The organism is Pseudonocardia adelaidensis (assembly GCF_039543345.1).
In the GTDB taxonomy this organism is placed as follows: domain Bacteria; phylum Actinomycetota; class Actinomycetes; order Mycobacteriales; family Pseudonocardiaceae; genus Pseudonocardia; species Pseudonocardia adelaidensis.
The window spans coordinates 71,133-97,768 of record NZ_BAABJO010000019.1 but is presented as its reverse complement, the minus strand read 5'-3'; the positions used below and the strand labels follow the sequence as shown (position 1 = coordinate 97,768).

General features: G+C 74.0%; 24 protein-coding genes. 11 read left to right on the top strand and 13 right to left on the bottom strand.

The window, feature by feature from the left end; translation table 11 throughout:
• The first annotated feature begins 7 nt into the window (after positions 1–7).
• A complete protein-coding gene (locus tag ABEA81_RS24240) occupies positions 8–1,348 on the top strand; it encodes an FAD-binding protein (protein WP_345607605.1) in 1,341 nt (446 codons plus the stop codon).
• 41 nt (positions 1,349–1,389) lie between these two features.
• On the top strand, positions 1,390–2,562 hold the full coding sequence (locus ABEA81_RS24235; protein ID WP_345607604.1) for an ROK family protein: 1,173 nt from the start codon (positions 1,390–1,392) through the stop codon (positions 2,560–2,562).
• An 83-nt stretch (positions 2,563–2,645) separates the two neighbouring features.
• Here the strand turns inward: ABEA81_RS24235 and ABEA81_RS24230 are convergent, their stop codons facing one another.
• The 5 genes from ABEA81_RS24230 to ABEA81_RS24210 form a co-directional block, all read right to left on the bottom strand.
• Positions 2,646–4,007 (bottom strand): ABC transporter substrate-binding protein, encoded by a 1,362-nt coding sequence (locus ABEA81_RS24230; protein ID WP_345607603.1) that lies wholly within the window; start codon positions 4,005–4,007, stop codon positions 2,646–2,648.
• Complete coding sequence (locus tag ABEA81_RS24225; protein ID WP_345607602.1) at positions 4,007–4,936, bottom strand: carbohydrate ABC transporter permease; 930 nt, start codon at positions 4,934–4,936, stop codon at positions 4,007–4,009. The genes ABEA81_RS24230 and ABEA81_RS24225 overlap by 1 nt, the downstream gene beginning before the upstream one ends.
• A 10-nt stretch (positions 4,937–4,946) precedes the next feature.
• A complete protein-coding gene (locus tag ABEA81_RS24220) occupies positions 4,947–5,876 on the bottom strand; it encodes a carbohydrate ABC transporter permease (RefSeq protein WP_345607601.1) in 930 nt (309 codons plus the stop codon).
• Positions 5,873–8,044: an alpha-galactosidase gene (locus tag ABEA81_RS24215; protein ID WP_345607600.1), complete on the bottom strand. Its 2,172-nt coding sequence runs from the start codon at positions 8,042–8,044 to the stop codon at positions 5,873–5,875. The genes ABEA81_RS24220 and ABEA81_RS24215 overlap by 4 nt, the downstream gene beginning before the upstream one ends.
• Before the next feature lie 87 nt (positions 8,045–8,131).
• Positions 8,132–8,560 (bottom strand): MarR family winged helix-turn-helix transcriptional regulator, encoded by a 429-nt coding sequence (locus ABEA81_RS24210; protein WP_345607599.1) that lies wholly within the window; start codon positions 8,558–8,560, stop codon positions 8,132–8,134.
• A gap of 51 nt (positions 8,561–8,611) precedes the next feature.
• On the opposite strand from ABEA81_RS24210, the gene ABEA81_RS24205 reads away from it, so the two are divergent.
• Positions 8,612–9,232, top strand: coding sequence for a TIGR03086 family metal-binding protein (locus ABEA81_RS24205; protein WP_345607598.1), 621 nt, complete (start codon positions 8,612–8,614; stop codon positions 9,230–9,232).
• 184 nt (positions 9,233–9,416) lie between these two features.
• Here ABEA81_RS24205 and ABEA81_RS24200 read toward each other — a convergent pair whose 3' ends face one another.
• Positions 9,417–10,778, bottom strand: a complete 1,362-nt coding sequence (locus ABEA81_RS24200) for a replication-associated recombination protein A (RefSeq protein ID WP_345607597.1) — start codon at positions 10,776–10,778, stop codon at positions 9,417–9,419.
• A 122-nt stretch (positions 10,779–10,900) separates the two neighbouring features.
• Between ABEA81_RS24200 and ABEA81_RS24195 the strand changes: the two genes are divergently transcribed.
• The 5 genes from ABEA81_RS24195 to ABEA81_RS24175 all read left to right on the top strand — a co-directional run bounded on the left by ABEA81_RS24195 (position 10,901) and on the right by ABEA81_RS24175 (position 16,428).
• Entirely contained in the window at positions 10,901–11,686 is a 786-nt protein-coding gene (locus ABEA81_RS24195) for an IclR family transcriptional regulator (RefSeq protein WP_345607596.1), read from the top strand.
• Positions 11,687–11,869: 183 nt separating this feature from the next.
• Entirely contained in the window at positions 11,870–13,324 is a 1,455-nt protein-coding gene (locus ABEA81_RS24190) for a carotenoid oxygenase family protein (protein ID WP_345607595.1), read from the top strand.
• A gap of 21 nt (positions 13,325–13,345) precedes the next feature.
• Positions 13,346–14,050, top strand: a complete 705-nt coding sequence (locus tag ABEA81_RS24185; protein WP_345607594.1) for a nuclear transport factor 2 family protein — start codon at positions 13,346–13,348, stop codon at positions 14,048–14,050.
• Positions 14,047–15,075 carry an amidohydrolase family protein gene (locus ABEA81_RS24180; RefSeq protein WP_345607670.1) on the top strand — a complete coding sequence of 343 codons (1,029 nt, stop codon included), beginning with the start codon at positions 14,047–14,049 and terminating at the stop codon, positions 15,073–15,075. Before ABEA81_RS24185 ends, ABEA81_RS24180 begins: the two co-directional genes overlap by 4 nt.
• 60 nt (positions 15,076–15,135) lie before the next feature.
• Positions 15,136–16,428 carry an MFS transporter gene (locus ABEA81_RS24175; protein ID WP_345607593.1) on the top strand — a complete coding sequence of 431 codons (1,293 nt, stop codon included), beginning with the start codon at positions 15,136–15,138 and terminating at the stop codon, positions 16,426–16,428.
• Positions 16,429–16,678: 250 nt separating this feature from the next.
• On the opposite strand, the gene ABEA81_RS24170 is transcribed toward ABEA81_RS24175, so the two are convergent.
• The 3 genes from ABEA81_RS24170 to ABEA81_RS24160 all read right to left on the bottom strand — a co-directional run bounded on the left by ABEA81_RS24170 (position 16,679) and on the right by ABEA81_RS24160 (position 19,330).
• Positions 16,679–17,548: a hypothetical protein gene (locus ABEA81_RS24170; protein ID WP_345607592.1), complete on the bottom strand. Its 870-nt coding sequence runs from the start codon at positions 17,546–17,548 to the stop codon at positions 16,679–16,681.
• Between the two features lie 781 nt (positions 17,549–18,329).
• Positions 18,330–18,932 (bottom strand): AAA family ATPase, encoded by a 603-nt coding sequence (locus tag ABEA81_RS24165; protein ID WP_345607591.1) that lies wholly within the window; start codon positions 18,930–18,932, stop codon positions 18,330–18,332.
• Between the two features lie 20 nt (positions 18,933–18,952).
• Positions 18,953–19,330 (bottom strand): hypothetical protein, encoded by a 378-nt coding sequence (locus ABEA81_RS24160; RefSeq protein ID WP_345607590.1) that lies wholly within the window; start codon positions 19,328–19,330, stop codon positions 18,953–18,955.
• 127 nt (positions 19,331–19,457) lie between these two features.
• Here ABEA81_RS24160 and ABEA81_RS24155 point away from each other — a divergent pair, with 127 nt between their 5' ends.
• Genes ABEA81_RS24155 through ABEA81_RS24145 form a run of 3 tightly spaced genes read left to right on the top strand, consistent with a single transcriptional unit; the run spans position 19,458 to position 21,941 of the window.
• Positions 19,458–20,270 carry an aminotransferase-like domain-containing protein gene (locus ABEA81_RS24155; protein ID WP_345607589.1) on the top strand — a complete coding sequence of 271 codons (813 nt, stop codon included), beginning with the start codon at positions 19,458–19,460 and terminating at the stop codon, positions 20,268–20,270.
• Positions 20,271–20,280: 10 nt separating this feature from the next.
• Complete coding sequence (locus ABEA81_RS24150; protein WP_345607588.1) at positions 20,281–20,772, top strand: Lrp/AsnC family transcriptional regulator; 492 nt, start codon at positions 20,281–20,283, stop codon at positions 20,770–20,772.
• The gene (locus ABEA81_RS24145; protein WP_345607587.1) at positions 20,769–21,941 is read left to right on the top strand and encodes an aminotransferase class I/II-fold pyridoxal phosphate-dependent enzyme; all 1,173 of its coding nucleotides are present in this window, start codon (positions 20,769–20,771) and stop codon (positions 21,939–21,941) included. Before ABEA81_RS24150 ends, ABEA81_RS24145 begins: the two co-directional genes overlap by 4 nt.
• Here the strand turns inward: ABEA81_RS24145 and ABEA81_RS24140 are convergent, their stop codons facing one another.
• The 4 genes from ABEA81_RS24140 to ABEA81_RS24125 all read right to left on the bottom strand — a co-directional run bounded on the left by ABEA81_RS24140 (position 21,942) and on the right by ABEA81_RS24125 (position 26,629).
• Positions 21,942–23,096, bottom strand: coding sequence for an NAD(P)/FAD-dependent oxidoreductase (locus tag ABEA81_RS24140; RefSeq protein WP_345607586.1), 1,155 nt, complete (start codon positions 23,094–23,096; stop codon positions 21,942–21,944).
• Positions 23,097–23,163: 67 nt separating this feature from the next.
• Complete coding sequence (gene sigJ, locus ABEA81_RS24135; RefSeq protein ID WP_345607585.1) at positions 23,164–24,036, bottom strand: RNA polymerase sigma factor SigJ; 873 nt, start codon at positions 24,034–24,036, stop codon at positions 23,164–23,166.
• A 245-nt stretch (positions 24,037–24,281) separates the two neighbouring features.
• Complete coding sequence (locus ABEA81_RS24130) at positions 24,282–25,268, bottom strand: SGNH/GDSL hydrolase family protein (protein WP_345607584.1); 987 nt, start codon at positions 25,266–25,268, stop codon at positions 24,282–24,284.
• Positions 25,269–25,435: 167 nt separating this feature from the next.
• A complete protein-coding gene (locus ABEA81_RS24125; protein ID WP_345607583.1) occupies positions 25,436–26,629 on the bottom strand; it encodes a hypothetical protein in 1,194 nt (397 codons plus the stop codon).
• Positions 26,630–26,636: the final 7 nt, after the last annotated feature.

Genomic DNA, 26,636 nt, shown 5'->3' with positions numbered 1-26,636 from the left:
GCGGGGCATGGTCGCAGAAGCCGCCGCCCTGCCCGACGACGTCCCGGAGCTCGACGGCTCCCTCCACGTCGACCCCGAGACCCGGCGGCGGTACGCCGTCGACGCCGGCCGGATCGGCTCCGGGCTGCCGGCCGCCGTGCTGCGGCCCGGCTCGGCGGCGGACGTGGCGCGCGTGGTCCGGTACTGCCGGCGCCACGGCGTCCCGGTCGCGGCCCGCGGCCTGGGCAACACCACGGGCGGTCAGTCGCTCGTGGCCGGTGGTGTCGTCGTCGACGCGACGGCGCTGACCGGCATCCGCATCGGCACGGACCGGGCCACGGTCGGGGCCGGGACCACCTGGCTCGAGCTGGCCCGCGCCGCCGCGACGCACGGCCTAGCGATCCCGGCCGCCACCGGCTACCTCGGCCTCACCGTCGGCGGCACGCTGTCGGTGGGCGGCATCCCGCCCGCCGTCGCGGCCGGCGCCCAGGTCGACCACGTCCACGAGCTGGAGGTCGTCACCGGCGAGGGCGAGCTGCGCCGCTGCTCACCGGCGGCGGACCGCGAGCTGTTCGACGCCGTGCTCGCCGGGCTGGGCCAGTTGGGGATCATCACGGAGGCCACGGTCGGGCTCGTGCCCGCGCCGGCGGCGGTGCACGGCTGGTCGCTGCCGTACACCGATCCGGCTGCCTTCTTCGCCGGCCTGCGCGCGCTCGTACGCGGCGGCGAGGCGACCGAGGTGTTCGGCGACTGGTGGCGACCGGGCGAGGCGGGCGAGCTGCACCACATCAACGCCTTCGCGTTCGACCGCCGCCTCGCCCCTCCCCCGGGCGCCGAGGTGTACGAGGCCGGCTACCTGGAGCACGTCACCCGCATCGACGAGGCCGTGGCCGACCTGCGGACCGCGATCGGCTGGGACGCGCTGCCCAAGCCGTGGCTCACGGTGTGGCTGCCCGACTCGCGGGTCGAGGAGGTCGTCGGCGCGACGCTCGCCGAGCTGACGCCCGCGGACGTCGGCGTCGGCGGGTTCGTGCTGCTCTACACCCACCACCGGGCGGCCCTCACGCGTCCCTCGCTGCGGCTGCCCGCCCCGGACGGCAGCGACCTGGTGCACCTGTTCACCCTCATGACCGCGGGACCGCCGGATCCGGGCCCCGGTTTCGGCGCCGCGATGCTCCGGCGCAACCGCCGCCTCCTCGACCGCGTCCTCGCCGCGGGCGGCGTGCGCTACCCGATCGGCACCGTGGCGAGCACCCCCGCCGACTGGCGCGTCCACTACGGCGACCGCTGGCCCCACCTCCTCGAGCTGAGACGCCGGTACGACCCGGCGGGGATCCTGACCCCGGGTCATCCGGTCTTCCGCGGGTGAAAATCACGGCGGCACCGCGTCCAGCCAGCTATCGTCACCCGGTGACTTCCGTCGCGGAACAAATTCCGCCCGCCGCCGACTGGAGCGCGCTCGACGGCAGCCACCAGCGCGTCGCCGTCGAGGTCCTGCGGTTCGGCCCGCTCCCACGGGCGCGGCTCGCCCACCGGCTCGGTCTCTCCCCCGGCTCGCTCACCCGCCTCACCCGCCCGCTGGTGGACTCGGGCCTGCTCGTCGAGAGCAGTTCCGAACACGAGGCGCGCACCGGCCGGCCGTCGCTCCCGCTGGACGTGGGGCCGTCGACGCGCCGGTTCCTCGGCATGAAGATCACCGGCGACACGCTGTTCGCCGTCGTCACCGACCTGCGCGCGCAGGTGCTCGCCGAGCACACCCGCCCGCTGCCCGGCACGGACCCGGCCGCCGTGGCCGGGGCGGTCGCGGAGGTCACCGGGCTGCTGCGGGCCGACCACGCGGACGTCGCCGGGCTCGGGGTCGGGATCGGCGGCCTCGTGGTCGAGCGCCGCGACGTCGCCCGCGCCCACTTCCTGGGCTGGCACGAGCCCGTCCCGCTCGCCGACATGCTGCAGGAGGCCACCGGGCTGCCCGCCGTCGTCGACAACGACGTCCGCGCGCTCACCGCCGCCGAGCACTGGTTCGGGGCAGGCCGCGGGCTGGCGTCGCTGCTCGTGATCACCATCGGGGCCGGCGTCGGGTGCGGGATCGTGGCCCACGACCGCGTGATCGAGGGCGCGCACGGCGGCGGCGGGTCGATCGGGCACCGGCCGGTCGTGAGCTCGGTGGTGTGCGAGGACGGCCACCGCGGCTGCGCGCAGGGCCTCGTCTCGTCCCGCGCGATCACCGGGGCCGTGGCGCAGGCGCTCGGCAGGCCCGTGGACTACGCCGAGGCGCTGCGCCTCGCGGCGGAGGGACACCCGGCGGCCCGCCGGGTGGTCGACGAGGCGGCAGGCGCGCTGGGTGTGCTCGTGGCCGACATCGCCAACCTGATCGACCCCGAGCTCGTGATCCTCACCGGCGACGGCATCGGCCTCGCCGACGTCGCCCGGCCCGCGCTGGACGCGGCGCTGGAGGAGAACCGGAAGGCCCCGCTCGCCCCGGTGCGGCTCGACGTGCGGCCGTTCCCGTTCACGGAGTGGGCGCGCGGCGCCGCGGCGGTGGCGGTGCAGGCCCACGTGCTCGGCCGACGGCCGAGGCGCTGACACACCAACTCCGGTGCCGGCACACCAACTGCAGTTCGTGTGTGAGCACCGAAGTTGGTGTGCGAGCGTCCGGGGCGTGCCGCTCACCCCTGCGTGAACAGGGCGTTGACCTCCTGGTTGGCCGCGGTGAACGAGGACGGGTCGGCGCTGCCGGACATCACCCGCTCCATCGCCGTCTCCATGATCGAGTCGACGTCGGCGGCGTGCTGGGCGGCCGGGTACGGGAACGCCGTGCCCTCGTGCAGCTGGCGGGTGAACGGCGTGATGTCGAGGCCCTGGGCGCCGATGGCCCCCTCGGCGGTGGCGACCACCGACGAGACCGCGGGGACCACCACCCCACCCTGCGCCACCACCGACTGGCACTCCGGCGAGGCCAGGTACCGCACCCACTTCCAGGCGGCGCCCTTGTTCGGCGAGGCGGCCGCGATCGAGTCGGCGAGCGAGTTGGTCATCGTGGCTCGCGTGCCCCGCGGCCCGATCGGCGTGGGGGCGGTGGCCATCTCCACGCCGCCGAGCTTCGCGAACGTGCTGATGTTCCAGGAACCCTCGGTGACCACCGCGATCCGGCCGGCCTGCATGAGCTGCGACGGCTTGTTGCCGACCGCCAGCTCCAGCGGGGGCATGTAGCCCTTGTCGACCAGGCTGCGCCACCAGGCGATCGTCGCCTGGAAGCGGGGATCGTCGTAGTTGAAGTGCGTGCCCCACAGCGGCTTCTCGGTGTGGCTCCACCCCAGCGTTCCGCTGAGGAACGACCACTGGGTCTGACCCGAACCGCCGCCCGGGGGGTAGGCGATCCCCAGCCCGTAGGTGGCGACGTGGTGCGGGTCGAAGCCGGGCTCGTCGCCGCGGACCCCGTTGACGTCGACGGACAGGCGGGCGAGCACCTTCTCGTAGGTGCCGCCGTCCTGCGGGTTCCAGGTGAGGTTCTGCATCTGCTCCGGCGTGATCCCGGCGTCCCGGGCCATCGTCGCGTTGTAGAACAGGCCGATGGCGTCGAAGTCCTTCGGCAGGCCGTAGCGCCTGCCGTCGTCGCCGACCCACAGGTCGGGCGTTCCCTCCACGAACTGCGACAGGTCGGGCCCGTCGCGCGCGATCAGGTCGTCGAGCGGATCGATCAGCCCGCGCGAGGTGTAGTCGCCGTACTTGGACGTGTGGTCCACGAACACGTCCGGTGCCGCGTTCGCGACGAACGCCGCGAACAGCCGTCCCCAGTAGTAGTCCCAGCCGACCTGCTCGATCGCGATGTCGATGTCCGGGTTGCGGGCCTCGAAGTCGTCCGCGCACTCCTGGTAGGCGGGCAGCTGGTTGGCGTCCCACATCCAGTAGGTGACCTCGCCGGTGTCGTTCCACCCACCCGACTCGGCGGGCGGGCGCTCGGCGGCGCAGGCCGGGACCGCCGCGATGACGACGGCGCTGGCGAGGGCGGCGAGCAGGCGGGTGCGCATCACTTGATCCCCGAGAAGCCGATGGAGTCGACGATCCGGCGCCCGAAGGCGATGAACAGCAGGAGCACCGGGAGCGCGGCGATCAGCGTGGCCGCCATCAGCCCGGGCCAGTCCGGGTTGCCCTGAGGGGTCTGCGCGCGGAACACGCCGAGCGCGACGGTCAGGGTGCGCACGCTGCGCTCGCTGCCCACGAGCAGGGGCCAGAAGTACTCGTTCCACGCCTGCACGTACTGCAGCAGGGCGAGCGTGGTGATCGGCCCCCAGCTCATCGGCACGATGATCCGGAAGAACGTCCGGACGTGGCCCGCGCCGTCCAGCCGGGCCGCCTCCTCGATCTCGCGGGAGATGCCGAGGAAGAACTGGCGGAGGAAGAACACCGCGAACGGCGTCATGAAGAAGAACGGCAGCACGAGCGCCGCGTAGGTGTTGACGAGCCCGAGGTCGCGCATCAGCAGGAAGTTCGGCAGCTGCGTGAAGATCGGCGGCACCATCAGGGCGGTGAGCAGCACGAAGAACACCGCGTCGCGTCCCGGCCACCGCATGCGGGCGAACGCGTACGCGGCGAGCGCCCCGAAGAACACCTGCCCGGCCGTGATCAGCGCCGCCACCAGCACCGAGTTGCGCAGGTAGACCCAGAAGTCGACGGCGGAGCCGGTGCCGCCCTCGGCCTGCGCCTCCTCCAGCGTGGCGAGCCCGAGTACGCGCCGGAACGCGCCCCACGTGAAGTCGACCGGGAGCCACGAGCTGCCGGCCGTGGCGAGCGTGGTGCCGTTGGACAGCGCCGTGCGCAGCATCCAGTAGAACGGGAACAGGGTGATCAGGATGATCACGACGAGGCAGGCCCACGCCACGATCCGGCCGGGCGTCGCGCGACCGGCCTCCCGGGCGGGAATGCGGCCGGCCGGGGCGGCGACATCGACGGTGACCATCGTCAGCTCCTCACGCGAGGTCCGACTCGTCCGCCCGCATCAGCCGCAGCTGCACGAAGGCGATGACGGACAGGATCACGAGCAGCACGACCGACACGGCCGAGGCGTAGCCGTAGTCCAGGCGCTCGAAGGCGAGGTCGTAGATGTAGTACTGGATCACGCGGGAGGCGTCGGCCGGTCCGCCCATCGTGGTGACCGCCACCGTGTCGAACACCTGGAACGAGCCGACCACGGTGATCACCAGCACGAGCGCGAGCACCGGGCGCAGCAGCGGCAGGGTGATCCGCCGGAACATCTGCCACTCGCTCGCGCCGTCCACGCGCCCGGCCTCGTAGAGCGTCCGCGGGATCATCACCAGCCCCGCGAAGATCAGCAGCGCGGTGTAGCCGAGGTGGCGCCACGTGTTGACGAACGCGATCGTCGGGATCGCCCACGACTCGCTGCCGAAGAACGAGATCGGGCCGAGCCCGAACCAGGACAGGACCTGGTTCACGATCCCGATCTGCGCGTCGAGCATCCAGAACCACAGCAGCGCGACCACGACGTTGGCCACCAGGTAGGGCAGCAGCACGAGGCCGCGGACCACGACCGAGCGGGTGAGCCGGTGCAGCAGCACCGCGAGCAGGACGGCCAGCACGGTCTGGAAGCCGATGTTGAGCACGACGTACTCGACCGTCACGAGCATCGCGTTCCAGAACGTCTCGTCACCGAGGAGGCGCTGGTAGTTGGCGAGCCCGACGAACGACGTCTCGGAGAAGAACTGGTAGTCGGTGAGGCTGAGGCCCAGCCCGCGCAGCGACGGCCACAGGTAGAACACGACGAACCCGAAGGCCGTCGGCAGGACGAACCCGATGGCCACCCAGGTCTCGCGCCGGTTCCGGCGGGTGCGCCGGGCCAGGGCGGGCGCGCGCACCGCGGGCACGGCCACCGTGGACGTCACGACGCCACCTCCGTCGCCCGCAGGAGCAGCAGCTGCTCGGGGTTCAGCGCCGGTGCGCGCAGCCCGGCGCCGGCGAGGACGCGGCCGGGCAGCTCGACCCCGCGCGTGAGCCAGCCCGGGGCCTGTCGCTGGCGCAGCACGGGGCGGTCCCCCGGCGGCTGGGTGGTGACGCGGTAGCGGCGGTCCGGGTCGAGACCGGGCAGGCGCAGCTGCCCCGGCACCGACGTGAGCGGCGTCGCCAGCTGCACCAGCGCGTAGAGGGCGTCGGAACGGTCCGGGGCGACGGCGCCGTGCAGCGCGAACGACGGGTCGTGCTGGTCGGCCCGGACCACCGTGCCGGTGTGGATCAGCCCGCGCACGTCCTTGTAGAGCTGCACCCAGGCCGCGAGCTCCTTGCGCTCCCCCGGCCCGGTGGTCGTGACGTCCCACTCGATGCCGAACGAGCCGAAGAGCGCGGTGCCGGCGCGGAACGACAGGTCGTGGGTGCGCGCGGTCGAGTGGGAGCGCGGGGCGGCGACGTGGGAACCGACCAGCTCCGGCGGGAGCAGCTGCGTGGTCCAGCGCTGGATCTGCTGGCGCTCGAGCGGGTCGGTCATGTCGCTGCCCCAGATCCGGTCGGTGCGCTCCAGGATCTCCAGGTCGACGCGCAGCCCGCCGGACGAGCAGGACTCGATCTCGACGCCGGGGTGGCGGGCGCGCAGCTCGTCGATCAGGCGGTAGACGGCGAGGGTCTGGGCGTGCACGCCGGGCACGCCCTCGGGGCCGTGGCCCGCATCGACGAGGTCGCGGTTGTGGTCCCACTTGAGATAGCTGATCGGGTACTCGCCGAGCAGCGCGTCGAGCCGTTCCAGGATGAACGCGTAGGCGTCCGGGTGGGCGAGGTCGAGCACCTGCTGGTGCCGGGACGGGATCGGCAGCCGGCCGCCGGTGCGCAGGATCCAGTCGGGGTGGGCGCGGGCGAGGTCGGAGTCGGGGTTCACCATCTCCGGCTCCACCCACAGCCCGAACTCCATGCCCCGCCGCCGCACCTCGCGGACCAGCGGGTGCAGGCCATCGGGCCAGACCTCCTCGTCGACGTACCAGTCGCCCAGGCCTGCGGTGTCGTCACGGCGGTGGCGGAACCAGCCGTCGTCGAGCACGTAGCGCTCGACGCCGACGTCGGCCCCGACCCGGGCGAGCTCGACGAGCCGGTCGAGGTCGTGGTCGAAGTAGACGGCCTCCCACGTGTTCAGCACGACGGGGCGCGGCTGCGCGGGGTGGTGCGGGCGGGAGCGCAGCATCCTGTGGAACCGGGCGGCGATGCCGTCCAGGCCGTCGGTGGCGTGGGCCGCGTAGACCCAGGGGCCGGTGTAGGACTCACCCGGCCGCAGGCGCACCTCGCCGGGCAGCAGCAGCTCGCCGCCGCCCAGCACGGCGGCGCCGGTCGAGAGGCGCTCGGCGTACGTCACGTGGTTGCCGCTCCAGGCGACGTGGACCGCCCAGACCTCGCCGGAGGAGTTGCCGAAACCGGGCGAGCCGGCGGCGAGGATCAGCGGGGCGTCCGGGCCGGTGCGGCCGCGGCGGTTCTCCCGCGAGTGGATGCCGACGACGAACGGCGCCCGCTGCGGCGCGCGCTCGCGTCCCCAGCGGCCGGCCAGGTCGAACAGCTCGGTGGCGACCGGGGGCACCGCCAACGTCAGTACGAGCCCGTCGACGACGAACGGCTCCGCATCCGCCTCGGCCGGAACCGCGACGGTGGCCCGCTGGCGCAGCACGCCCGACGGGAGCAACTCCAGCTCCAGCCGCACGTCGAGGCCGGCCTCGGCGTCCCGGCCGGTCGCCCGCACGCGGCCCCCGCCGTCCGCGGAGTGCTCGACGGCGAGGTCGGCGAGCGTGAAGAGCGGCGACCACGCCCGGCCCGCGCGCTGCCCCGCGAGCCCCGGCCTGCCGTTCCAGCCCGCGGCGTGCTCGGCGAGGATCCCGGCGCGGGTGACCTGGTCGAGGTCGTTCGGGACGGTGGCGGGCTCGCCGGCGCCGGCGAGCTCGGTGAGATCCGCCGCGGTCAGCTCGCCGAGGTCGGCGCCCCAGTGCAGCACCGCGGGCAACCGACCGCCGTCGGCCACGAGGACCACGCTCACCCCGGCCGCCCGCAGGTGGATCGGCTCCGCGGCGGGCTGGGGCTGGGTCATCGGCGCGCTCCGTTCACGTCGTCCCGTTCACGTCGTCGTGGCGGGCTAAGTTCTACGGCAGAACTTATCCGGCGTCAACGGCGGATCTCAACGCTCCCGAACCGCGTCCGCGAGCCGTTCGAGCACGGCGACGAAGGTGGTGCGTTCGCCCGGATCGAGGTCGCCGAGGAACTCCGCCTCCATCTCCCGGATGGCCGCCCGGCACGACCCGACCAGCTCCCGGCCCTCCGGGGTGAGCGCGACGACCCGGTTGCGCCGATCGGCGGGGTCGGGGGTGCGCCGGACCAGTCCGCGGGCCTCGAGGCGGTCGAGGATCGGGATGAGCCGCGTCTTGTCCCGGCCCGACGCCGCAGCGAGCTCCGACTGGGTCGGCGCCGGCCCCCGCTCGAGCGTCGCGAGCACGGCGTAGTCCCACATCTCGACGTCGTGCGCGCGCAGGAGCGGCTCCTCCGCCTTGATCAGCGCACGGGCGAGCCAGAAGAAGGCCGCGCCGAGGTCGTGCCGCCGCTCGCTCACGATTCGACGGTATCCCTTGACCAATCGTCTACGGCGGTAGACCATCTACTCATGGATAACATCGTCGAGCTGCACCGGCGGGCCGTCGCCGGCATCCGCCCCGTCCTCGCCCGGGTCACACCCGCCGACCTCGGTCGCCCCACCCCCTGCGCGGCCTGGGACCTGCGCGCCCTCCTGGAACACATGACGGGCCAGGACCGGGGGTTCGCCGCGGCCGTCCGGGCGGCGCGTGCGGGCGACGAGGTGGGCGTGTCGGCGTTCGAACCGCACCCGCTCGGCCCGTCCCCCACCACCACCCTCGTGGCGGGGCTCGACGAGGTGGTCGCCGCGTTCGCCGCCGGGGCCGACGGCCCCGTCCTGCTGGCCGAGTTCGACCGCAGGCTGCCGCTGGAGGTCGTCGCCCAGATGCACCTGATCGACACGCTCGTGCACGGCTGGGACGTCGCCGCGACGCTCGGCGTGCAGGACGGCTACGTCGCCGAGCTGGACGCCGAGGTCGTCGGCGCGGCGCTCGCCATGTGCGAGCAGATCCCCGACGACGTGTCGCGGGAGACGATCGGCGCGTCGTTCGCCCCGTCCCTCCCGGCGCCGGCCGACGCGGACCCCTGGACCCGCGTCCTCACCTTGCTGGGACGTGACCCGGCGTGGCAGCCGCGCCCGGTGCGCGCCTGACGCCCCCTTGCCGGCGGGCGCGGCCGGTCGACGGGTCGCGCCGGGGAGACGGGTCGCGCGGACCGGAGGGGTGTGCGCGCGTCCCGTTCCGCCCGCGCTACCCGTTACCGCTCACGCGCCCGGTCGACTGGCGGCGCCGGCAGCGAACGGGAGCGTCAGCGCAGGCGGGGTGCGTGGGCGACGGTCAGGGCTCGCCGCGCACGGCGCGGCGCAGCTTCGGCACGCGGTCGGCCAGCACCCGCTCGGCGCCGCGGGTGGTGGGGCGGTAGTAGTCGCGGCCGACGAGCCCGTCGGGCGGGTACTGCTGCGCCAGCACGCCGTCGGGGGTGTTGTGCGGGTAGCGGTAGCCCACCGCGTTGCCCAGCTTCTGCGCACCGGCGTAGTGGCCGTCGCGCAGGTGCGGGGGCACCGCGCCGGTGGCCCCGGCCCGCACGTCGCCCATCGCCTCGTCGATGCCGGTGATCACGGCGTTGGACTTGGGTGCCGTGGCGAGGTGGACCGTGGCCTGGGCGAGGGCGAGCCGGCACTCCGGCAGCCCCACCAGCTGCACGACCTGCGCCGCGGCCACGGCGGCCTGCAGGGCGGTGGGGTCGGCGAGGCCGACATCCTCGCTCGCGTGCACCATCAGGCGCCGGGCGATGAAGCGCGGGTCCTCCCCCGCCACCAGCATGCGGGCGAGGTAGTGCAGCGCGGCGTCCGGGTCGGAGCCGCGGATCGACTTGATGAACGCGCTGATCACGTCGTAGTGCTGGTCGCCCTGGCGGTCGTAGCGCACGGTGGCCTCGGTGACCGCGCGCTCGACCGCGGGGACGTCGACCTCGGTGTCACCCGTTCCCGCGACGCCGTCGGCGGCCGCCTCCAGCGCCGTGAGCGCGCGCCGGGCGTCCCCTCCCGCCAACCGGACCAGTGCGTCCTCGGCGTCCGGGGTGAGTGCGACGGCGCCGTCGAGCCCGCGCGGGTCGGCGACGGCGCGGCGCAGCAGCGAGCGCACGTCGTCGTCGGTGAGCGACTGCAGCTGCAGCACCAGCGACCGCGACAGCAGCGGTGACACCACCGAGAACGACGGGTTCTCCGTGGTGGCCGCGACGAGCAGCACGAGCCGGTCCTCGACGGCGCCCAGCAGCGCGTCCTGCTGGGTCTTGGAGAACCGGTGCACCTCGTCGATGAACAGCACCGTCTGCTGGTCGAGCCGGTCGCGCCGGCGCCGGGCGTCGTCGATGACGGCGCGCAGCTCCTTCACCCCGGACGACAGCGCCGACAGCGCGACGAAGTGCCTGCTGCCCACGCCCGCCAGCAACCGCGCGATCGTGGTCTTCCCCGTGCCGGGCGGGCCGTAGAGCAGCACCGACGCCGCAGCGCCGCCCTCGACCAGGCGGCGCAGCGGGGCGCCGGGGCGCAGCAGGTGGGCCTGCCCGACCACCTCGTCGAGCGTGCGCGGGCGCATCCGGACGGCGAGCGGCGCCGTGGCCCGCGCCCCGGCCTCGTCGACCGGCGGCAGCGAGTCCGGCTCGTCCAGCTCGAACAGCCCGTCCGCGTCGGTACTCATCCCCTCCAGCCTGCCACTCGGGTCCGACAGTCCCCACACGTGCCCGCGGCGCTCGCCCTCGACCCGCAGCCCTCGCTCCGCCATCGGTACAGCCGTCGACCACTGCTGCCTATCGTTCCGGTGTGCGGAAACCGGAGCGGGGGGCGATCAGCTCGGCGGCCGCCGTCCTCGCGCTCGTCCGGCTGCTCGCGCGGCGCGGCTCGGTGACGGTCACCGAGGTGTCGCGCGAGCTGGACGTGGCCGTCTCCACCGCGCACCGGCTGCTCGCCACCTGCGTGCGCGAGGGGTTCGCGCGGCAGGACCACGCGGGCGGGCCCTACACCGTCGGACCGGCACTGCACGAGCTCACCCTCGTCGTCGGGTCCAACGCCGTCTCGCTGCGCGACGCGGGCGCCGAGGTGCTCGCCGGGCTGCGGGAAGAGCTCGGCGAGACCGTCAGCCTGGCGATCCTCGAGGGCCGCCACAGCCGCTTCGTGCAGTCCCTCGAAGGTCCGCGGTCGGTCCGGGTGAGCTCGCGGCTCGGGCTCCTGCTCCCGGCGCACAGCACCTCCGGCGGCAAGGCGATGCTGGCTGCCCTCACCCCCGCCACCCTGCGGGAGCGCTACCCGAGCCACCACCTGGAGGCCACGACCGACCGCTCGATCGCCGACTGGGACGGTCTGCAGCGCGAGCTCGCCCGGACCCGCAGGCGCGGGTGGGCCACGAACCTCGGCGAGACCGACCCCTCCGTCGCGGCGTTGGCGGCCGCGGTGCTGCTCGGCACCGGCGAACCGGTGGCGGCCGTGTGCGTCGCCGCGCCGATGTCGCGGCTCGGCACCGCCGCGCGGCTGCGCGCGCTCGCACCCGCGGTGATCGCCGCCGCGTCGCTGATCCAGCAACGGATGCGCGGGAGCGGACGGCCGCAGTAGGAGGGCCACCAGGACCGGGTCCGGTGATCGGGAGCGACCGTGATCGCCGCTGTCGGACCGGTCCGCGCGGGGGCGTCCCGCGAGCGCAGGGTCTTCCACATCGAGGAAAGGTCGTCGCGCGGGCTTGTCGGCGTCGCGTAGACCCGGCTGTGGTGGGGTCACCGCACCACGAGGGGGTCGACGATGACGAGGTTCCCGCAGCGGGAGGGTGCGCCGGCGTTCGAGGCACCGATGCGCGTGGAGGCCGACATCGCCGGCCTCGAGGTGGTGCAGGGCGAGGTGCCCGAGCACCTGTCCGGCACCTACTACCGCGTGGTCACCGACCGGCAGTGGCCGCCGGCCGTGCTCCCGGACGTGCCGACGTTCAACGACGACGGCATGGCGATGTACTTCCGCTTCCACGGCGGCCGGGTCGACTTCCGCAGCCGCTACGTGCGCACGCCGCGCTACGAGGCGGAGGCGAAGGCCGGGCGGGCGCTCTTCGGGGCCTACCGCAACCCGCTGACCGACGACCCGTCCGTCGCCGGCATCTCCCGCGGACTGGGCAACACCAACGTCTTCTACCACGGCGGGAAGCTGTACGCGTCCAAGGAGGACAGCGCTCCCGTCCTGCTCGACCCGATGACCCTCGAGACGATCGGCGAGTACACCTTCGAGGGCACGCTCACCTCGCAGACCTGCACGGCGCACCCGAAGATGGACCCGCGCACCGGCGAGATGGTGTTCTTCGGCTACGCCGCCAAGGGCGAGACGACCCCGGACATCGCCTACTACGAGGCCGACCCGGACGGCCGGATCACCCACGAGGCCTGGATCCGCGCGCCGTACTCGAGCATGGTGCACGACTGGGCCGTCACCCAGAACTTCGTGGTCTTCCCGATCATCCCGATGCGCAGCGAGTGGGAGTGGCTCGAGAAGCGGCAGCCGCATTTCCAGTGGGACCCGGACCGCGAGGTGTACCTCGGCGTCCTGCCGCGCAAGGGCAGCGCGGACCAGGTGCGCTGGCTGCGCGGGTCCAACCGGTTCGCCAGCCACGTCCTCGGCGCGTGGGACGACGGGCGCCGCATCCACATCGAGACCCCCGTCGGGCAGAGCAACTTCTTCCCGTTCTTCCCCGACGTCACCGGCGCGCCGTACGACCCGGTGCGGGCCCGCGGCCACCTGTCCCGCTGGACGATCGACATGGGATCCGACGCCGCGACGTTCACCGAGCAGCGGCTCACCGAGGTCGCGGGCGAGTTCCCCCGCATGGACGACCGGTTCGAGACGCTGCCCTACCGGCGTGGCTTCCTCGCCCTCAACCACGTGCCCGGCGAGCAACGGCCGGGCGCCGGCTTCCGGTGGGTCGGGGCCTTCGACACCTCCGGTGCGACGGCGCCCCAGATCTACTACCCCGGCGACGACTGCTCGGTCGCCGAGCCGCTGTTCGTCCCCGGGAACGACGACGCGCCCGAGGGCCAGGGGTACGTGTTCGTGGTGGTCGGGCGCCACCAGGAGATGCGCAGCGACCTGGTGATCCTCGACGCCCAGCGCCTCGACGCCCCGCCCGTCGCGACGGTGGCGCTGCCCATCCGCATCCGCCGTGGCCTGCACGGCAACTGGGTGAGCAGCGCCGAGCTCGCCGCCCGCACTACCTGAGAACGAAGGAGTTCCCGAAGGATGTCCACCACCGAAGCATCGACCGACCTGGAAGAGCTGCGGCGCACCGTCGACGACCTCGAGCGCCGCCTCGCCGTCGCCGAGGCGCGCCACGAGGTCCGCACGCTGCACCACAAGTACGGCTACTACCTCGACAAGTGCCTCTACCAGGAGGTCGTGGACCTGTTCTCCCGCGACGGCGAGGTCGTGTTCATCGGTGGGCGCTACCGCGGACGCGCCGGGGTGGAGCGGCTCTACCTGCAGCGCTTCCGGGAGCGCTTCACCCGCGGGCACAACGGCCCGCTCCCCGGGTTCCTCCTCGACCACCCGATGATGCAGGACGTCGTGACGGTGGCACCGGACGCGCGGTCGGCCAAGGCCCGGATCCGTGCGCTCATGCAGGCCGGCGTGCACCACTCGGTACCCGAGCTGGCCGGGCGCACCTCGTTCGAGCAGTGGTGGGAGGGCGGCGTCTACGAGAACAGCTACGTCGTCGAGGACGGCGTCTGGAAGATCCGGGAGCTGCACTACACCCCGTTCTGGCACGCCGACTACGACAAGGGCTGGGCGCGCACCGAGCCGATGAGCCACCTGATCCCGACGACCACGTTCCCGGACGACCCCGCCGGCCCCGACGAGCTGCTACCCGACTTCGCGTTCTTCCCGGCCACGGACGTGGTCCCGTTCCACTACCCGCACCCGGTGACGGGGCAGGCGTGGGAATGACCTACCGGCGGATCGCCACCGAGGAGGCCTTCGCCCCGCCCGAGCTGCTGGAGCTCTACCGCGGGCTGCTGCACGACGGGGAGGGCGACAAGGGGTTCCAGAGCCTCTGGGGCTTCTACCTCGGTAGTGCGGCGGAGCGGCCGCGCGCCGTCATCCGCAGGCTGGCCGACCTGGGCGCCGAACGCATCGCCGACATGGACGCCGCGGGCATCGACCACCAGGTGCTCGCGCTCACCGCGCCCGGCACGAACGTCCTCGACACCGCGACCGCCCGCACGATGGCGACGCTCGCCAACGACGTGGCCGCGCAGGCCGTGCGCGACCACCCGGACCGGTTCACGGCGCTCGCCGCCGTCGCGTGGCAGGACCCGGACGCGGCCGTCGCCGAGCTGGAGCGCGCCGTCAGCCGCCTCGGGATGTGCGGGGTCATCGCCAACTCGCACGTACGGGGCGACTACCTGGACGACCAGCGGTTCTGGCCGGTGCTGGAGGCCGCGGAGCGCCTCGACGTGCCCGTCTACCTGCACCCCAACACCCCGAACGACCGGATGGTCGACCCGCTCTACGAGGCCGGCCTCGACGGGGCGATCTACGGGTTCGCCGTGGAGACCGGGATGCACCTGCTGCGGATCGTCACCTCGGGGGTGTTCGACCGGTTCCCGCGGCTGCGGCTCGTGGTGGGGCACCTCGGCGAGGCCCTGCCGTTCTGGCTGCCGCGCATCGACCACTTCCACGCCGCGCAGGTCGCGTCCGGCCGCTACCCGGCGATGAAGGCGCTGCAGCTGCGCCCGAGCGAGTACCTGCGCCGCAACGTCTGGTACACGACGAGCGGGATGGCCTGGCAGCCGGGGATCATGTTCGTCCGCGACGTCATGGGGCCCGACCGCGTGCTCTACGCGATGGACTACCCCTACCAGTACGTGGCGGACGAGGTCCGCCACCAGGACGAGCTCCCGCTCGACGCGGTCGCGCTCCGTGAGTTCTTCGAGGGCATCGCCACCCGCCTCTTCCACCTGACCGTCTGAGCCGATTCCCCAGCAGCGGGCCGGCGCGCGCCGGCCCGCCGACCCGTCGTGGAGCCAGCCATGAGCACTGCCGAGACGGGCGCGCCGGCGTCGAGCGCCCCCGAGGAGCCCGGCCTGCGGCCGTTGGCGCTGGTCGCGTTCGTCGTGGCCAACCTGTGCGCGTGGTCGGCGATCCTCACGCCGGCCGCGATCACCCTCGCACTGCGCGTGCGCGAGATCGACCCGGCCGGCGCGAGCGCCACGCTCTCGCTGGTCGCCGCGGTCGGCGCGGTGTTCGGGATCATCGGGAACCCGCTGTTCGGGCGCCTGTCCGACCGCACCCGCTCCCGGTTCGGCATGCGCAGGCCGTGGATGCTCGGCGGGGTCGCGGCGGGAGCGCTGGGGCTGTCCGTGGTGGCCCTCGCGCCGTCGGTGCCGGTGCTCGTGCTCGGGTGGGCGATGACGCAGCTGGGCATCCAGGCCCTGCTGGCCGCGATCACCGCGGTGCTGCCCGACCAGGTGCCGAACCGGCTGCGGGGGCGGATCGGCGGCCTCATCGGCATGGGTCAGAGCGCCGCGACGACGCTCGGGACCGGCCTGCTCACGCTGAACGTGACCTCCCTGACGTGGGGCCTGCTCGCCCCGGTGTGCCTCGCCGCGATCACCGTCGGGTTGCTGTGCCTCGTGCTGCCCGACCGCGTGCACGACGGCGGCCCGCTCCCGCCGCTGTCGGTGCGCGAGGTCGCGTCGAGCTTCTGGTCCAGCCCGCGCCGCTACCCCGACTTCGCCTGGACCTGGGTGAGCAGGCTGCTGGTCTTCATGGGCATCACGATCCTGATCGTCTACCAGACCTACTTCCTGCTGGCCCGCATCGGCGTGCCGCCCGCGTCGATCGCCGCGGTGATGTTCGGCGTGCTGCTGCTCGAGAACGGGGTGAGCATCGCGGCGAACCTGGTCTCGGGCCACCTGTCCGACCGGGCAAGCCGCCGCAAGGTCTTCGTCGCCACCGCGGCGGGCCTCGGGGCGCTCGGCTTCGCCGTGGCGGGCATGTCGCAGACGCTGCCGGTGTTCCTGGTGGGCGTCGCGCTCCTCGGCGCGGCCAAGGGCGTCTACGTCGCCGTCGACCTCGCGATGGCCACCGACCTGCTCCCGGCAGGCCGCGCCGAGGCGGCCAAGAACATGGGCCTCTTCACGATCGCGAGCCTGTTCCCCAACCTCCTCGCCCCGATGCTCGCCCCGCTCGTACTCGGGATCGGCGCGGGCGCCGTCACCCCGGGCGCGCCGAGCGGGAACTACCCACTGCTGTTCCTCACTGGTGGGATGTTCATGTTGGTCGGCGCGCTGGCGGTGCGGCCGATCCGGGGAGTGCGCTAGTCGGGAAGTTGCGCCGGCGCACCCGGTGTCGCCCGTCGCGAACGTGCGACGGGCCGCGGGGGCGGAAAGGGGGTGCGCGAGCGGACGCCACGGCGGGCTGGTCGTTGCGGGCAGTACCTCACGGTTGCCGGGTCCGCCCTGAGGTACCGCTCGTGGCGATCAACCGGGATTGATCGATCTGCGCAGCACGCCGGCGCGGCATGCACCGCGCCGTCGTGCACCTACCGGTGCCGCCGTCGGACCTCCGGACCTACCGCTCGACGCATCTCCCAGCGCCAGGGTCGTAGACGAACCCGTCGTCACACTTCGATTGCGTGCCGGCTCGTCCGGCACCCTTCCTGGCCCGCTCCCGCTCGGCCTGCGCAGCCTCCCGCTTCCGCTCGGCCTGCGCAGCCGCCTTCTTCCGCTCGGCTTCTTTCCTCAGCTTGGCCTGCTCGGCTTCTTCCTTACGCTCAGCCTCGGCAGCCGCCTTCTCCCGCTCGGCTTCCTTCTTCCGCTCGGCCTCCGCAGCTGCCTTCTCCCGCTCGGCCGCCTTCTCCCGCTCGGCCTCCGCAGCTGCCTTCTCCCGCTCGGCCTCCGCAGCTGCCTTCTCCCGCTCCGCCTCCGCAGCTGCCTTCTCCCGCTCGGCCTCCGCAGCTGCCTTCTCCCGCTCCGCCTCCGCGGCCGCCTTCTCCCGCTCGGCCGCCTTCTCCCGCTCGGCCTCCGCAGCCGCCTTCTCCCGCTCCGCCTCCGCAGCTGCCTTCTCCCGCTCCGCCTCCGCAGCTGCCTTCTCCCGCTCCGCCTCCGCAGCCGCCTTCTCCCGCTCGGCCGCCTTCTCCCGCTCGGCCTCCGCAGCCGCCTTCTCCCGCTCGGCCGCCTTCTCCCGCTCGGCCTGCTCGGCGTCCTTCTCCTCGGCCTGCTCGGCCTCCCGCTTCCGCTCAGCCTCGGCAGCCGCCTTCTCCCGCTCGGCCGCTGCGGCCGCCTTCTCCCGCTCGGCCTGCTCGGCATCCCTCTTCCGCCCGGCCTCCGCGGCCACCTTCTCCCGCTCCGCCTGCGCGGTCTCCTGTTTCCACTCAGCCTGGGCAACATCAGGCGCTGCGCAGCCGCTGTACGGCCCGTTCGACAGAGCGACTCGGACCATGCCCGAAGGGCAGGAATCCGGGTTGCTCTCCCCCACGCTCGAACCGTTCGGAAGCCGCGGCTCAGCCGCCGCTGCGACCGGGGGCGGGACGAGGCCCGGCCCGGGGCGCGGGGCCGCTACGGAGGAGGCGATCACCGCACCGCTGCTGCTGGCGACGGCGACGCCAACGAGAGTGGCGATGACCCTCCGACCGGCCTTCGTGCCGTGCCCCGTGGTCCAGCTCGGCCGGTACTCGGTGCCTCGGTCCTGGTACCACCGCGGCGGTATCTGCATCACGCCCCCCAAAGTCATGCTGGTCGACGGCACGACCGGAAGTCGGCGAGCGGCCGACCGGCGGGCACCGATCTCACGAGAGGCGAGCAGCGCTCCTCCCGCACGACGCGACCGCAAGCGCCGAACGCGCCGGCCGAGGACCGGCCGTCCAGCAACCGTTCGCCGACGCGATCCGCGCCGCCGTTCCCAGTGTGCTGCAGGTCCCGCACGAATGTCACCCGTTGGAGCGAGCCGCGGGCTCGGGGGCTGCGCGGCGGAGTGGTCCGCGCCGTGCGAGCCCGGGCCGCCTTCGACGCAGCGAGGTAGATCGTGCACGGCCAGGCCAAGAAGCCCTGCTGGCCGCCGACTGTGCAGGTCCGGCAATGACCCCGGCCGTCATCGACATGCTGGACCAGTAGCCGACCGATCGCCGTCGGCTGATCCGTCCTCCTGCCGGCCGGACGCCCGCGGGCCGCAGTCCCCACCGAGCCCGTAGACCCGGCCCGGCCCGGACCACGGCGTGCGCGCGTCAGTCGAAACGGACGTGCCGCAGGCTGACGGCGTAGCGGCGCAGCCGCCGCCGCACCGGGCCGTCGAGGTTCGGCTCGATCGCCAGCCCCGCGACGTGGGCGATGCGGGTCGCGACGTCGGGGACGGGGAGGTGGTCGGTGCGGATGTGCTCGGCGAACTCCGGCGCCCGGAGGCGGTCCAGGCACTCGTCGAGCTTCGCCACGGCAAAGCTGTCCCACCGCACCCCGCGCCCCCACCCGCGCTCGCGCAGCCTCCCCAGCACCGTGGCGCGCTCGGCGAGCAGCGCGAAGTGCCGCACCTCGTGCCCGTCCTCGCGCAGCCGCCCGACCACCTCGTCGAAGTAGCCGGCGTTCACCAGCGTCATCGGCGCGATCACCGGGCCGCCGTGCTTGCGGAGCACCAGGTCGAGCACCTCCCGCACCCCGTGCCGCCACGCCGCGAGGTCCTGGAAATCGCCGCGCAGCGGGCGGGGGGTCATGCGGTGCAGCCCGAAGCCGACGTGCTCCGGGTCGCACACGACGCTCCCCGGCAGTCGCCGGTGCAGCTCGTACGCGGTCTGGGTCTTCCCGCCGCCGAACGGTCCGTTGATCCACACCAGCACCGGGCGGAGCCTAGGGGATCTCAAAATCCGGGATTCTGTTCCGCATCCCAGGATCCTTGAGGCATCCTCTGCGTGCGGGCGCCACCCGGCCCGCCACCCCGCTCGCCCTGCCGACCCAGGACGACCGTCCCTCCTGGATCGACGACGCGAAGGCCACCGGCATGTCCCTCACCCTCTCCACCCGGCTGCGCGACGTGCGCGGCTCGGCCATCCGCGACCTGCTCGCGCTGACCGCCCGGCCCGAGGTCGTCTCGCTCGCCGGCGGCCTGCCCGGCATCGACCTGCTCCCCCGCGAGCGGATCGCCGCCGCCCTCGGCGCGGCCGTCGCCGACCCGGCCGCCGTGCAGTACGGCGAGACCGCGGGCCTGCGGCCGCTGCGCTCGGTACTGGCGGCGCACGAGTCCGAGCGGATCGGGCGCTCCGTCGCCCCCGCCGACGTCGTCGTGACCAGCGGCTCGCAACAGGCCCTCGACCTCGTCGCGCGCGCTCCTCGACCCCGGCGACCCGGTGGTCGTCGAGGACCCCGTGTACGTCGGCGCCCTGCAGGTCTTCCAGGCCGCGGGCGCGGCGCTGCACCCGGTGCCCGTCGACGCCGACGGGATGGCGGTCGACGTGCTCGCCGACCGGCTGGCCGCCGGCCTGCGCCCGCGACTCGTGCACACCGTGTCGAACTTCCACAACCCGCGCGGCGCCACGCTCAGCGCGCAGCGCCGGGTGCTCCTCGCAGAGCTCGCCGAGCGGTACGGCTTCCTCGTGGTCGAGGACGACCCGTACGGGCTCCTCGTGTTCGACGGCCCGCCGCCCGTGCCGGTGGCCGCGCACGGCGAGCGGGTGGTGCGGCTCGGCAGCGCGTCGAAGGTGCTCGCCCCGGCGCTGCGGGTCGGCTGGCTGACCGGACCAGCGCCGCTCTGCGCCGCCGTCGAGCGGCTCAAGCAGAGCACCGACCTGTGCACGTCCAGCCTCACCCAGCTCGTCACGCCCGAACTGCTGGCCGATCGGGCCTGGTTCGCCGGGCACCTCGACCGGCTCCGCACGGCCCTGCGCGAGCGGGCCGCCGCCCTCACCGGCGCGGTCGCCGCCGTCTTCGGCGACGCCGTCACCCGCTCGGTCCCCACCGGTGGCATGTTCTGCTGGCTGGAGTTCGCCGACGGCACCCGTCCGGCCGACCTGTTGCCCGCGGCCCTCGAGTACGGCGTCGGGTACGTGCCGGGCACGGCGTTCGCCGTCGGGCAGGACCTCTCGGCCGCGGCGCGGCTCTGCTTCGCGTCCAACCCGCCCGCGGAGCTCCACACGGCCGTGGAACGGCTCGGCGCCGCCTGGCGGGCTCGCGCGACGTAGGGTTTCCCGGGTGCGCGAGATCCTCGAACTGCTGGAGCGCGACGCCCAGCTCTCCCACGACACGATCGCGACGATGACCGGCCTCCCGGTCGCCGAGGTCAGCGAGGCGATCGCGACGTGGGAGGCATCCGGGGCGATCCGCCGCTACAAGGCCGTGATCGACTGGGACGCCGTCGACGAGGACCCGACCAGGGAGACCGTCACGGCGTTCATCGACGTCTCCCTCGCACCGGCCCGCGGCGTCGGGTTCGACGACGTCGCGGCCCGGATCGCGCGGTTCGACGAGGTCCGCAGCGTGTACCTCGTCTCGGGCAGCCACGACCTGCGCTGCACGGTGATCGCCCGCACGATCCGCGCGGTCTCGGACTTCGTGTCCCAGAAGCTGTCGACGATCGAGCGGGTGCAGTCGACGACCACGCACTTCGTGCTGAAGACCTACAAGCGCGACGGCGACGCGTTCACACCGCCGGAAGCCGACCACCGACTGCCGGTCACGCCGTGAGGCCGCTCAACAGCGTGATCGCCGCGTGCCCCCCGTCGGGCATCCGGCGCTTCTTCGACATCGCCGCGGAGATGGACGACGTGATCTCCCTCGGCGTCGGCGAGCCCGACTTCGTGACGCCGTGGCGGGTGCGCGAGGCCGGCATCTACGCCCTCGAGCAGGGCTACACGACCTACACGTCCAACGCGGGCCTGCCGCGGCTGCGCGAGCTGATCTGCGCCGATCTCGCGAAGCGCTACGGCGCCGGCTACGACCCCGGCACCGAGTGCCTGATCACCACCGGCGTCTCGGAGGGCCTCGACCTCGCGCTGCGGGTGCTGCTCAACCCGGGCGACGAGGTGATCGTCCCCGAGCCCTGCTACGTGGCCTACGAGCCCTGCGTCGCGTTCGCGGGCGGCACCACGGTGCGGGTCCCGACGCGGTGGGAGGACGGGTTCGCCGTCGACGCCGAGGCCGTCGCGGCCGCGATCACGCCGCGCACGAAGGCGATCCTCATCGGGTCCCCCGCCAACCCGACCGGCGCGGTGCAGCCGCGTGCCGCGCTGGAGGCCCTCGTCGCGCTCGCCGAGCAGCACGACCTCTACCTGGTCTCCGACGAGATCTACGACCGGCTCACCTACACCGGCTGCCACACCTGCCTCGGCACCCTGCCCGGCGCCCGTGACCGGACGGTGCTGCTCGGCGGCTTCTCGAAGGCGCACGCGATGACGGGGTGGCGGGTCGGCTGGATCTGCGCGCCCGCCCCGGTCGCGGAGCTCGCGGTGCGGGTGCACCAGTACACGATGCTCTGCGCGCCGCACGTCTCCCAGCTCGCGGCCGTGGAGGCGCTCTCGGCGCCGGACGACGAGGTCGACGCCATGGTCGCCGACTACGACCGGCGCAGGCGCGTGTTCGTGAAGGGCCTGCGCGAGACCGGCCTCGACTGCCCCGAGCCCGGGGGCGCCTTCTACGCGTTCCCGTCGATCCGCTCGTCCGGGCTGGACTCGGAGACGTTCGCGGAACGCCTGCTGCACGCCGAGCACGTGGCCGTGGTGCCCGGCAGCGTCTTCGGCCCGTCCGGCGAGGGGCACGTCCGCTGCTCGTACGCCACGGCGCTGCCCCTCCTGGAGGAGGCGCTGGTGCGCATCGACCGCTTCCTGCGCGGCAGCCGGCGAAACGCCCCGCGCTGATCACGCGGCGGCGCCCTCGTCGTCCTCCGCGCGCGGGAAGAACGGCAGCTCGACGCGCACCCGGTCGGCGGCGGCGAGGATCGCGTCGGCGTCGTCGACCGGCGGGTGGATCGCCAGGTTGATCCGCCTCTTGATCTCCCCGCCGTCGGCGCCGGACGCCATCACCCTCCGGTCCCAGCCCCGCGTGAAGATCCCGCCCGCCCCCCCGAGGTCCAGGCAGGTGACGTACGGGCCCGGGGTGAACTCGCGCGGCACGATCCCGAGCAGGTCGGCCGCCGCGTTGTACCCGGCGACCTTGCCGAGCGGCGTGGCGTGCTGGCAGGCCTGCATGACGGTGTGCTCGGCGTCGAGGGCCGCCGCGGCCGTGTCCCCGGCGACGAACACCTCGGGCCGGGCACGCAGGTGGCGATCCACCGGCACCCGGCCGAGGTGGTCAAGCTCGTCGGCGATCTGCCGGGTGAGGTCGCTGGCCCGCAGCCCCACGGACCACACGACGGCGTCCGCGTCCACCCTGCTGCCGTCGGACAGCACGGCGTAGCCGTCGCCGACCTCCGTCACGGTCGTCCCGAGCCGGCGTTCGATGCCCAGCTCGTCCAGCGCCGACTCGATCTCCGCGCGCGGGCCGGGACCGAGCTGGTGCCCGACCACGTCCGCCCGGTCCACCAGCAGGACCCGGCCCCGATCCGCCAGCGCGGTCGCCGCCTCCAGGCCGACGAACCCGGCGCCGGCGACCACGACCGAGTAGCCCTCGCGACCGCGCAGGTGCTCGGTGAGCCGGCGGGCCCCGTCCAGGGTGTCGATGTCGAAGAGCCGCTCGGCGCCGGGCAGGCCCTCGGGCCGGACGAGCCTGCTGCCCGCGGCCAGCACGAGGCGGTCGTAGCCGATCTCCCTGCCGTCCGCCACCACCACGCGGTGCTCGGTGTCGATGGTGCTCACGGTGGCCCGCACGTGCTCGACGCCGATCGGCTCGAGGATCCTGCGCAGCTCGACCGTGGCCAGGTCCGGCTCCGGCTCGTACAGGCGCGGCCGCAGCACCAGGTGCTCGTTCGGCGCGACGAGCGTGATGCGCAGGTCCGCGTCCCCGCGGGCCAGCGCCGCACCCGCCGCGCTCCACACGCCCGCGAAACCGCCTCCGATGATCACAATGCGCGGCATCGTGTCGTCCTCCCATGCTCGGCCCCCGCCGTCCCGGGGGTGTCGGCAGGGAGTCAAGACAGCGCGCTCATGTGTGACCGAGGCGCGCGAGCTTCTCGGGGTTGGCCAGCCTCCGGAACGCCGTGATCCGCCCGTCGGCGACGTCGACGGTGTCGAGCCAGACCAGCGCGCCGCCGCGGTACGTCGCCAGGGCCGGGTGGCCGTTGACCTCGACGATCCGCAGCGCGTGCGGGCGCCGGATCGCGATCTGCCGGGACACCAGCAGGGCGATCCGCGCGGCGCCGAGGACCGGCACGCGCGCGGCCGGGACCTTGCCGCCGCCGTCGCCGACGTACACGGCCTCGGGGTCGAGCAGCTCGACCAGCCCGGCCATGTCCCCCGCCTCGGCGGCCGCCTTGAACGCCCTGAGCACGCGTTCGGTCTCGGCCCTGGACGCCCGCGGGCGCTCCTGGACCGCGGCCACCCGCGCCCGCGCCCGGGACGCGAGCTTGCGGCTGGCGGCGGGCGTGGTGCCGAGCACCTCGGCGATCTCGCCGAACGGGAGGTCGAACACGTCGTGCAGCACCAGCGCGACACGTTCGGCGGGGCCGAGCGTCTCCATCACGACGAGCATCGCGGTGCTCACCGACTCGTCCACGAGCACCTGGGCGCCGGCGTCCGGCCCCGTGAGCAGGGGTTCGGGCAGCCACGGCCCCACGTAGGACTCGCGCCGGACGCGCGCGGACTTGAGCACGTTGTAGGACGTCCGCGCGGCGACGGTCACCAGCCAGGCCCGCAGGTCCCGCACCTCGGACAGGTCGGCGGCCGCGGCGCGCAGCCAGACCTCCTGGGTCACGTCCTCGGCCTCGGCCACGCTGCCGAGGATCCGGTAGGCCGCCCCGAAGACCGCGGCGCGATGCGCCTCCCACTCGGCCTCGGCAAGCGTGCCGCTCCGCCCCACCCTCGAGCCCCCTCGTCGTCGCCCTGCCGGACAGGGCCATACTGCCCCGGTAGACGAGCGAGGACCTCCAGTAGTCGGACATCCACGCAGCGTAACCTTTATCCTCGGTTCACCGGACCGCAATGCGGGCCCGGGAGGCTCGGGTGTCATGAACAGAACCGCATGCCCGCTCTGCGCCCTGGAGCGCACCCCGGCCGACGCCGCCGGGCTCGCCTGGAGCAGCCAGCACGAGCCGGACGGGTCGATCACCTGGATCTGTCCCACCTGCACCCGGGCCCAGCTGTGGCGGATCGAGGCGCTGCTCGCGATCGCCACGCCCACCGCGCCCGCGGCTCCGGTGCCGGCGCGCCGGGCCGCCTGACAAGTCGGCGGCCCCTCCACGCCGCGCGAAGCTCGCCCGCGAGCCCCTGCACGATCACCGGGCCGAGGTCCCGGCCGCGCCGCACCAGCCACGGCACGCCCTTGAACACCAGCCACGCGGCCCGGTGCAGGACCGTCACCTCCCGTCCGCCGCCGCACCGCAGGCTCACCGGGCCCGGCACCGCGAAACCGGCATCGGCGACGAGCGTGGCGAGCCCGGCGGCGAGGATCCGGTGCCCCAGCTCGGAGGGGTGCAGCCGGTCGATCGCCCACGCCGCGGGCTCGTACCCGCCGGGCAGCGCGTCCAGGTCCAGGACGCCGATCCCGCCGCCCGCGGCGACCACCCCGTCGGCCGCCCCGTCGACCGCCCCGTCGACCACTGCGTCGACGGCCGCGTTGAGCGCCACCACCCGCCGCCACAGGGCGCGCCGCAGCGGCGCCGGCAGCGGGAAGACCCGCGTGTGGTCGTGGTAGCGCATCAGCACGACGTGCGCTCCGGCCGACCGCAGGGCACCCACCGTCGCCGCGAGGTCGGCCCGCATCCGGGCCGGGTCGAAGTCCGAGCGCAGGGTGTCGTTCATGCCGACGAAGACCACCGCGACGTCCGGCTCCGCGGCGAGCGCCACCGGCAGCTGGTCGCGCCGGACGTCGGCCACACGGGCCCCGGTGACCGCGGGGTTCACCAGCCGCGCACCGAGCGCCTCGGCCAGCAGCACCGGGAAGCCGCGCCACCCGCCTCCCGGCATCGGGTCGCCGAGCCCGGCGGCCGTGGAGTCGCCGAGCGTCACCAGGGTGTGGACGCGCGGCGCGACGAGGGAGAGTCGGGGCCGGTGGGGTTCGGGCGGTGGCACGATCGCCGGCTGCACGCTCACACCGACACGATCATCGACGTCGGCTCACCCGGGGTGTGCGCGGGATGACGCGCCGAGGGCAGGTGGGCGAACGCTCGGCGCGCCGCGGTCCGACGTTGCTCGCACACCACGCTCGTCGCTCGCACAGCAACTGCAGTCGGTGTGCCGGCGCCGGAGTCGGTGTGGGATCAGGCGACCGAGCGGAACGCGGGGTAGACCGGCAGCGTGCCGGGCGCATCCGGGAACCGCTTGCCGAGCGCATCGGCCACCGCGTCGCCGAGCTCGGCGGTCGCCGGCAGGCCGCCGGTCTCGGCGGCCCTGGCCATCTGGCGCCAGTAGTGCCCGAGCGCGCTGCTGATCCGGGGAGAGCGGGTGGCGTCGGGGCCGATCGGGCGGTCCCGTTCCCGGATCCGGGGCAGGAGCCACCACGTGGTGAGCCACACCCACAACAGCTGCGCGTGCAGCAGCCTCCGTTCGAGCACTGCCGGTTCGTCGAGGTCCGGCCAGACCGCGGCGATCTCGTTGCGCCAGGCCTCCAGCATCGTGTCGGACAGGCCGGGCGGCAGCGCGAAGCTCGCCTCGCAGCCGGGGAACGGCACGCGGAGGTACGCGGCGTCGAGGGCGACGTCGCGGAAGCACCCCCACTCGAAGTCCACGAACCGCACGCCCCTGCTGGTGACGAGGTTGTTGTCCGGGCAGGTGTCGGACGGGCTGAACGCCCGGTACCGGGTGCCGCCGAGCAGGCGGGCGGTCTCGTGCGCCTCCAGCACCGCGGCGGACGATGCGTCGACCCCCAGCTCCCGGGCCAGCAGGGCCGGCCCCTTGGCGAGCGCCACGCGCGCGTCCTCGGCCACCGGATCACGCCATGCCCGCTCCCCCAGCCTGCGCAGCAGCGCGCCGAAGTCGCCCTCGCGCCCCGCCGTCGCGGCCTGCATCCGGCCCAGCGCCCGCGCCCAGCTGAGCATGTTGCGCCGTGCGGCGGCCGGGTCGGGCCCGAAGAGCTTGTCGGCCAGCGTGGAGCTGCGCCCCAGGTCCTCCAGCACCAGCAGCCGGGTCTGCGGGTCGTGCGCGATCAGCACGGGGCTGGGGCGGGCATCGGCCGGGAGCGCGGTGAACAGCTGGCAGCTGGCCACCTCGTAGTGGAACGGGTCCGGCCGGTCCGGATCGGGCTCGCCGAGGTAGTGCTTGACGACGATCGTGCGCGGCAGCGAGAACGGGTTGCGCGCCAGCCGGGCCCGCGCCACCACCGACCGCTCGCTCCCCCCGAGGTCCTCGGGATCGGCGAGCACGACACCGGCGCCGGACCGGCGGGTGAGCAGTCGCTCGGCGGCAGCCAGCGCGGCCAGCACCGGCCTGGGGAAGCCGCCCAGGTCGCGAACCATTGGTCAG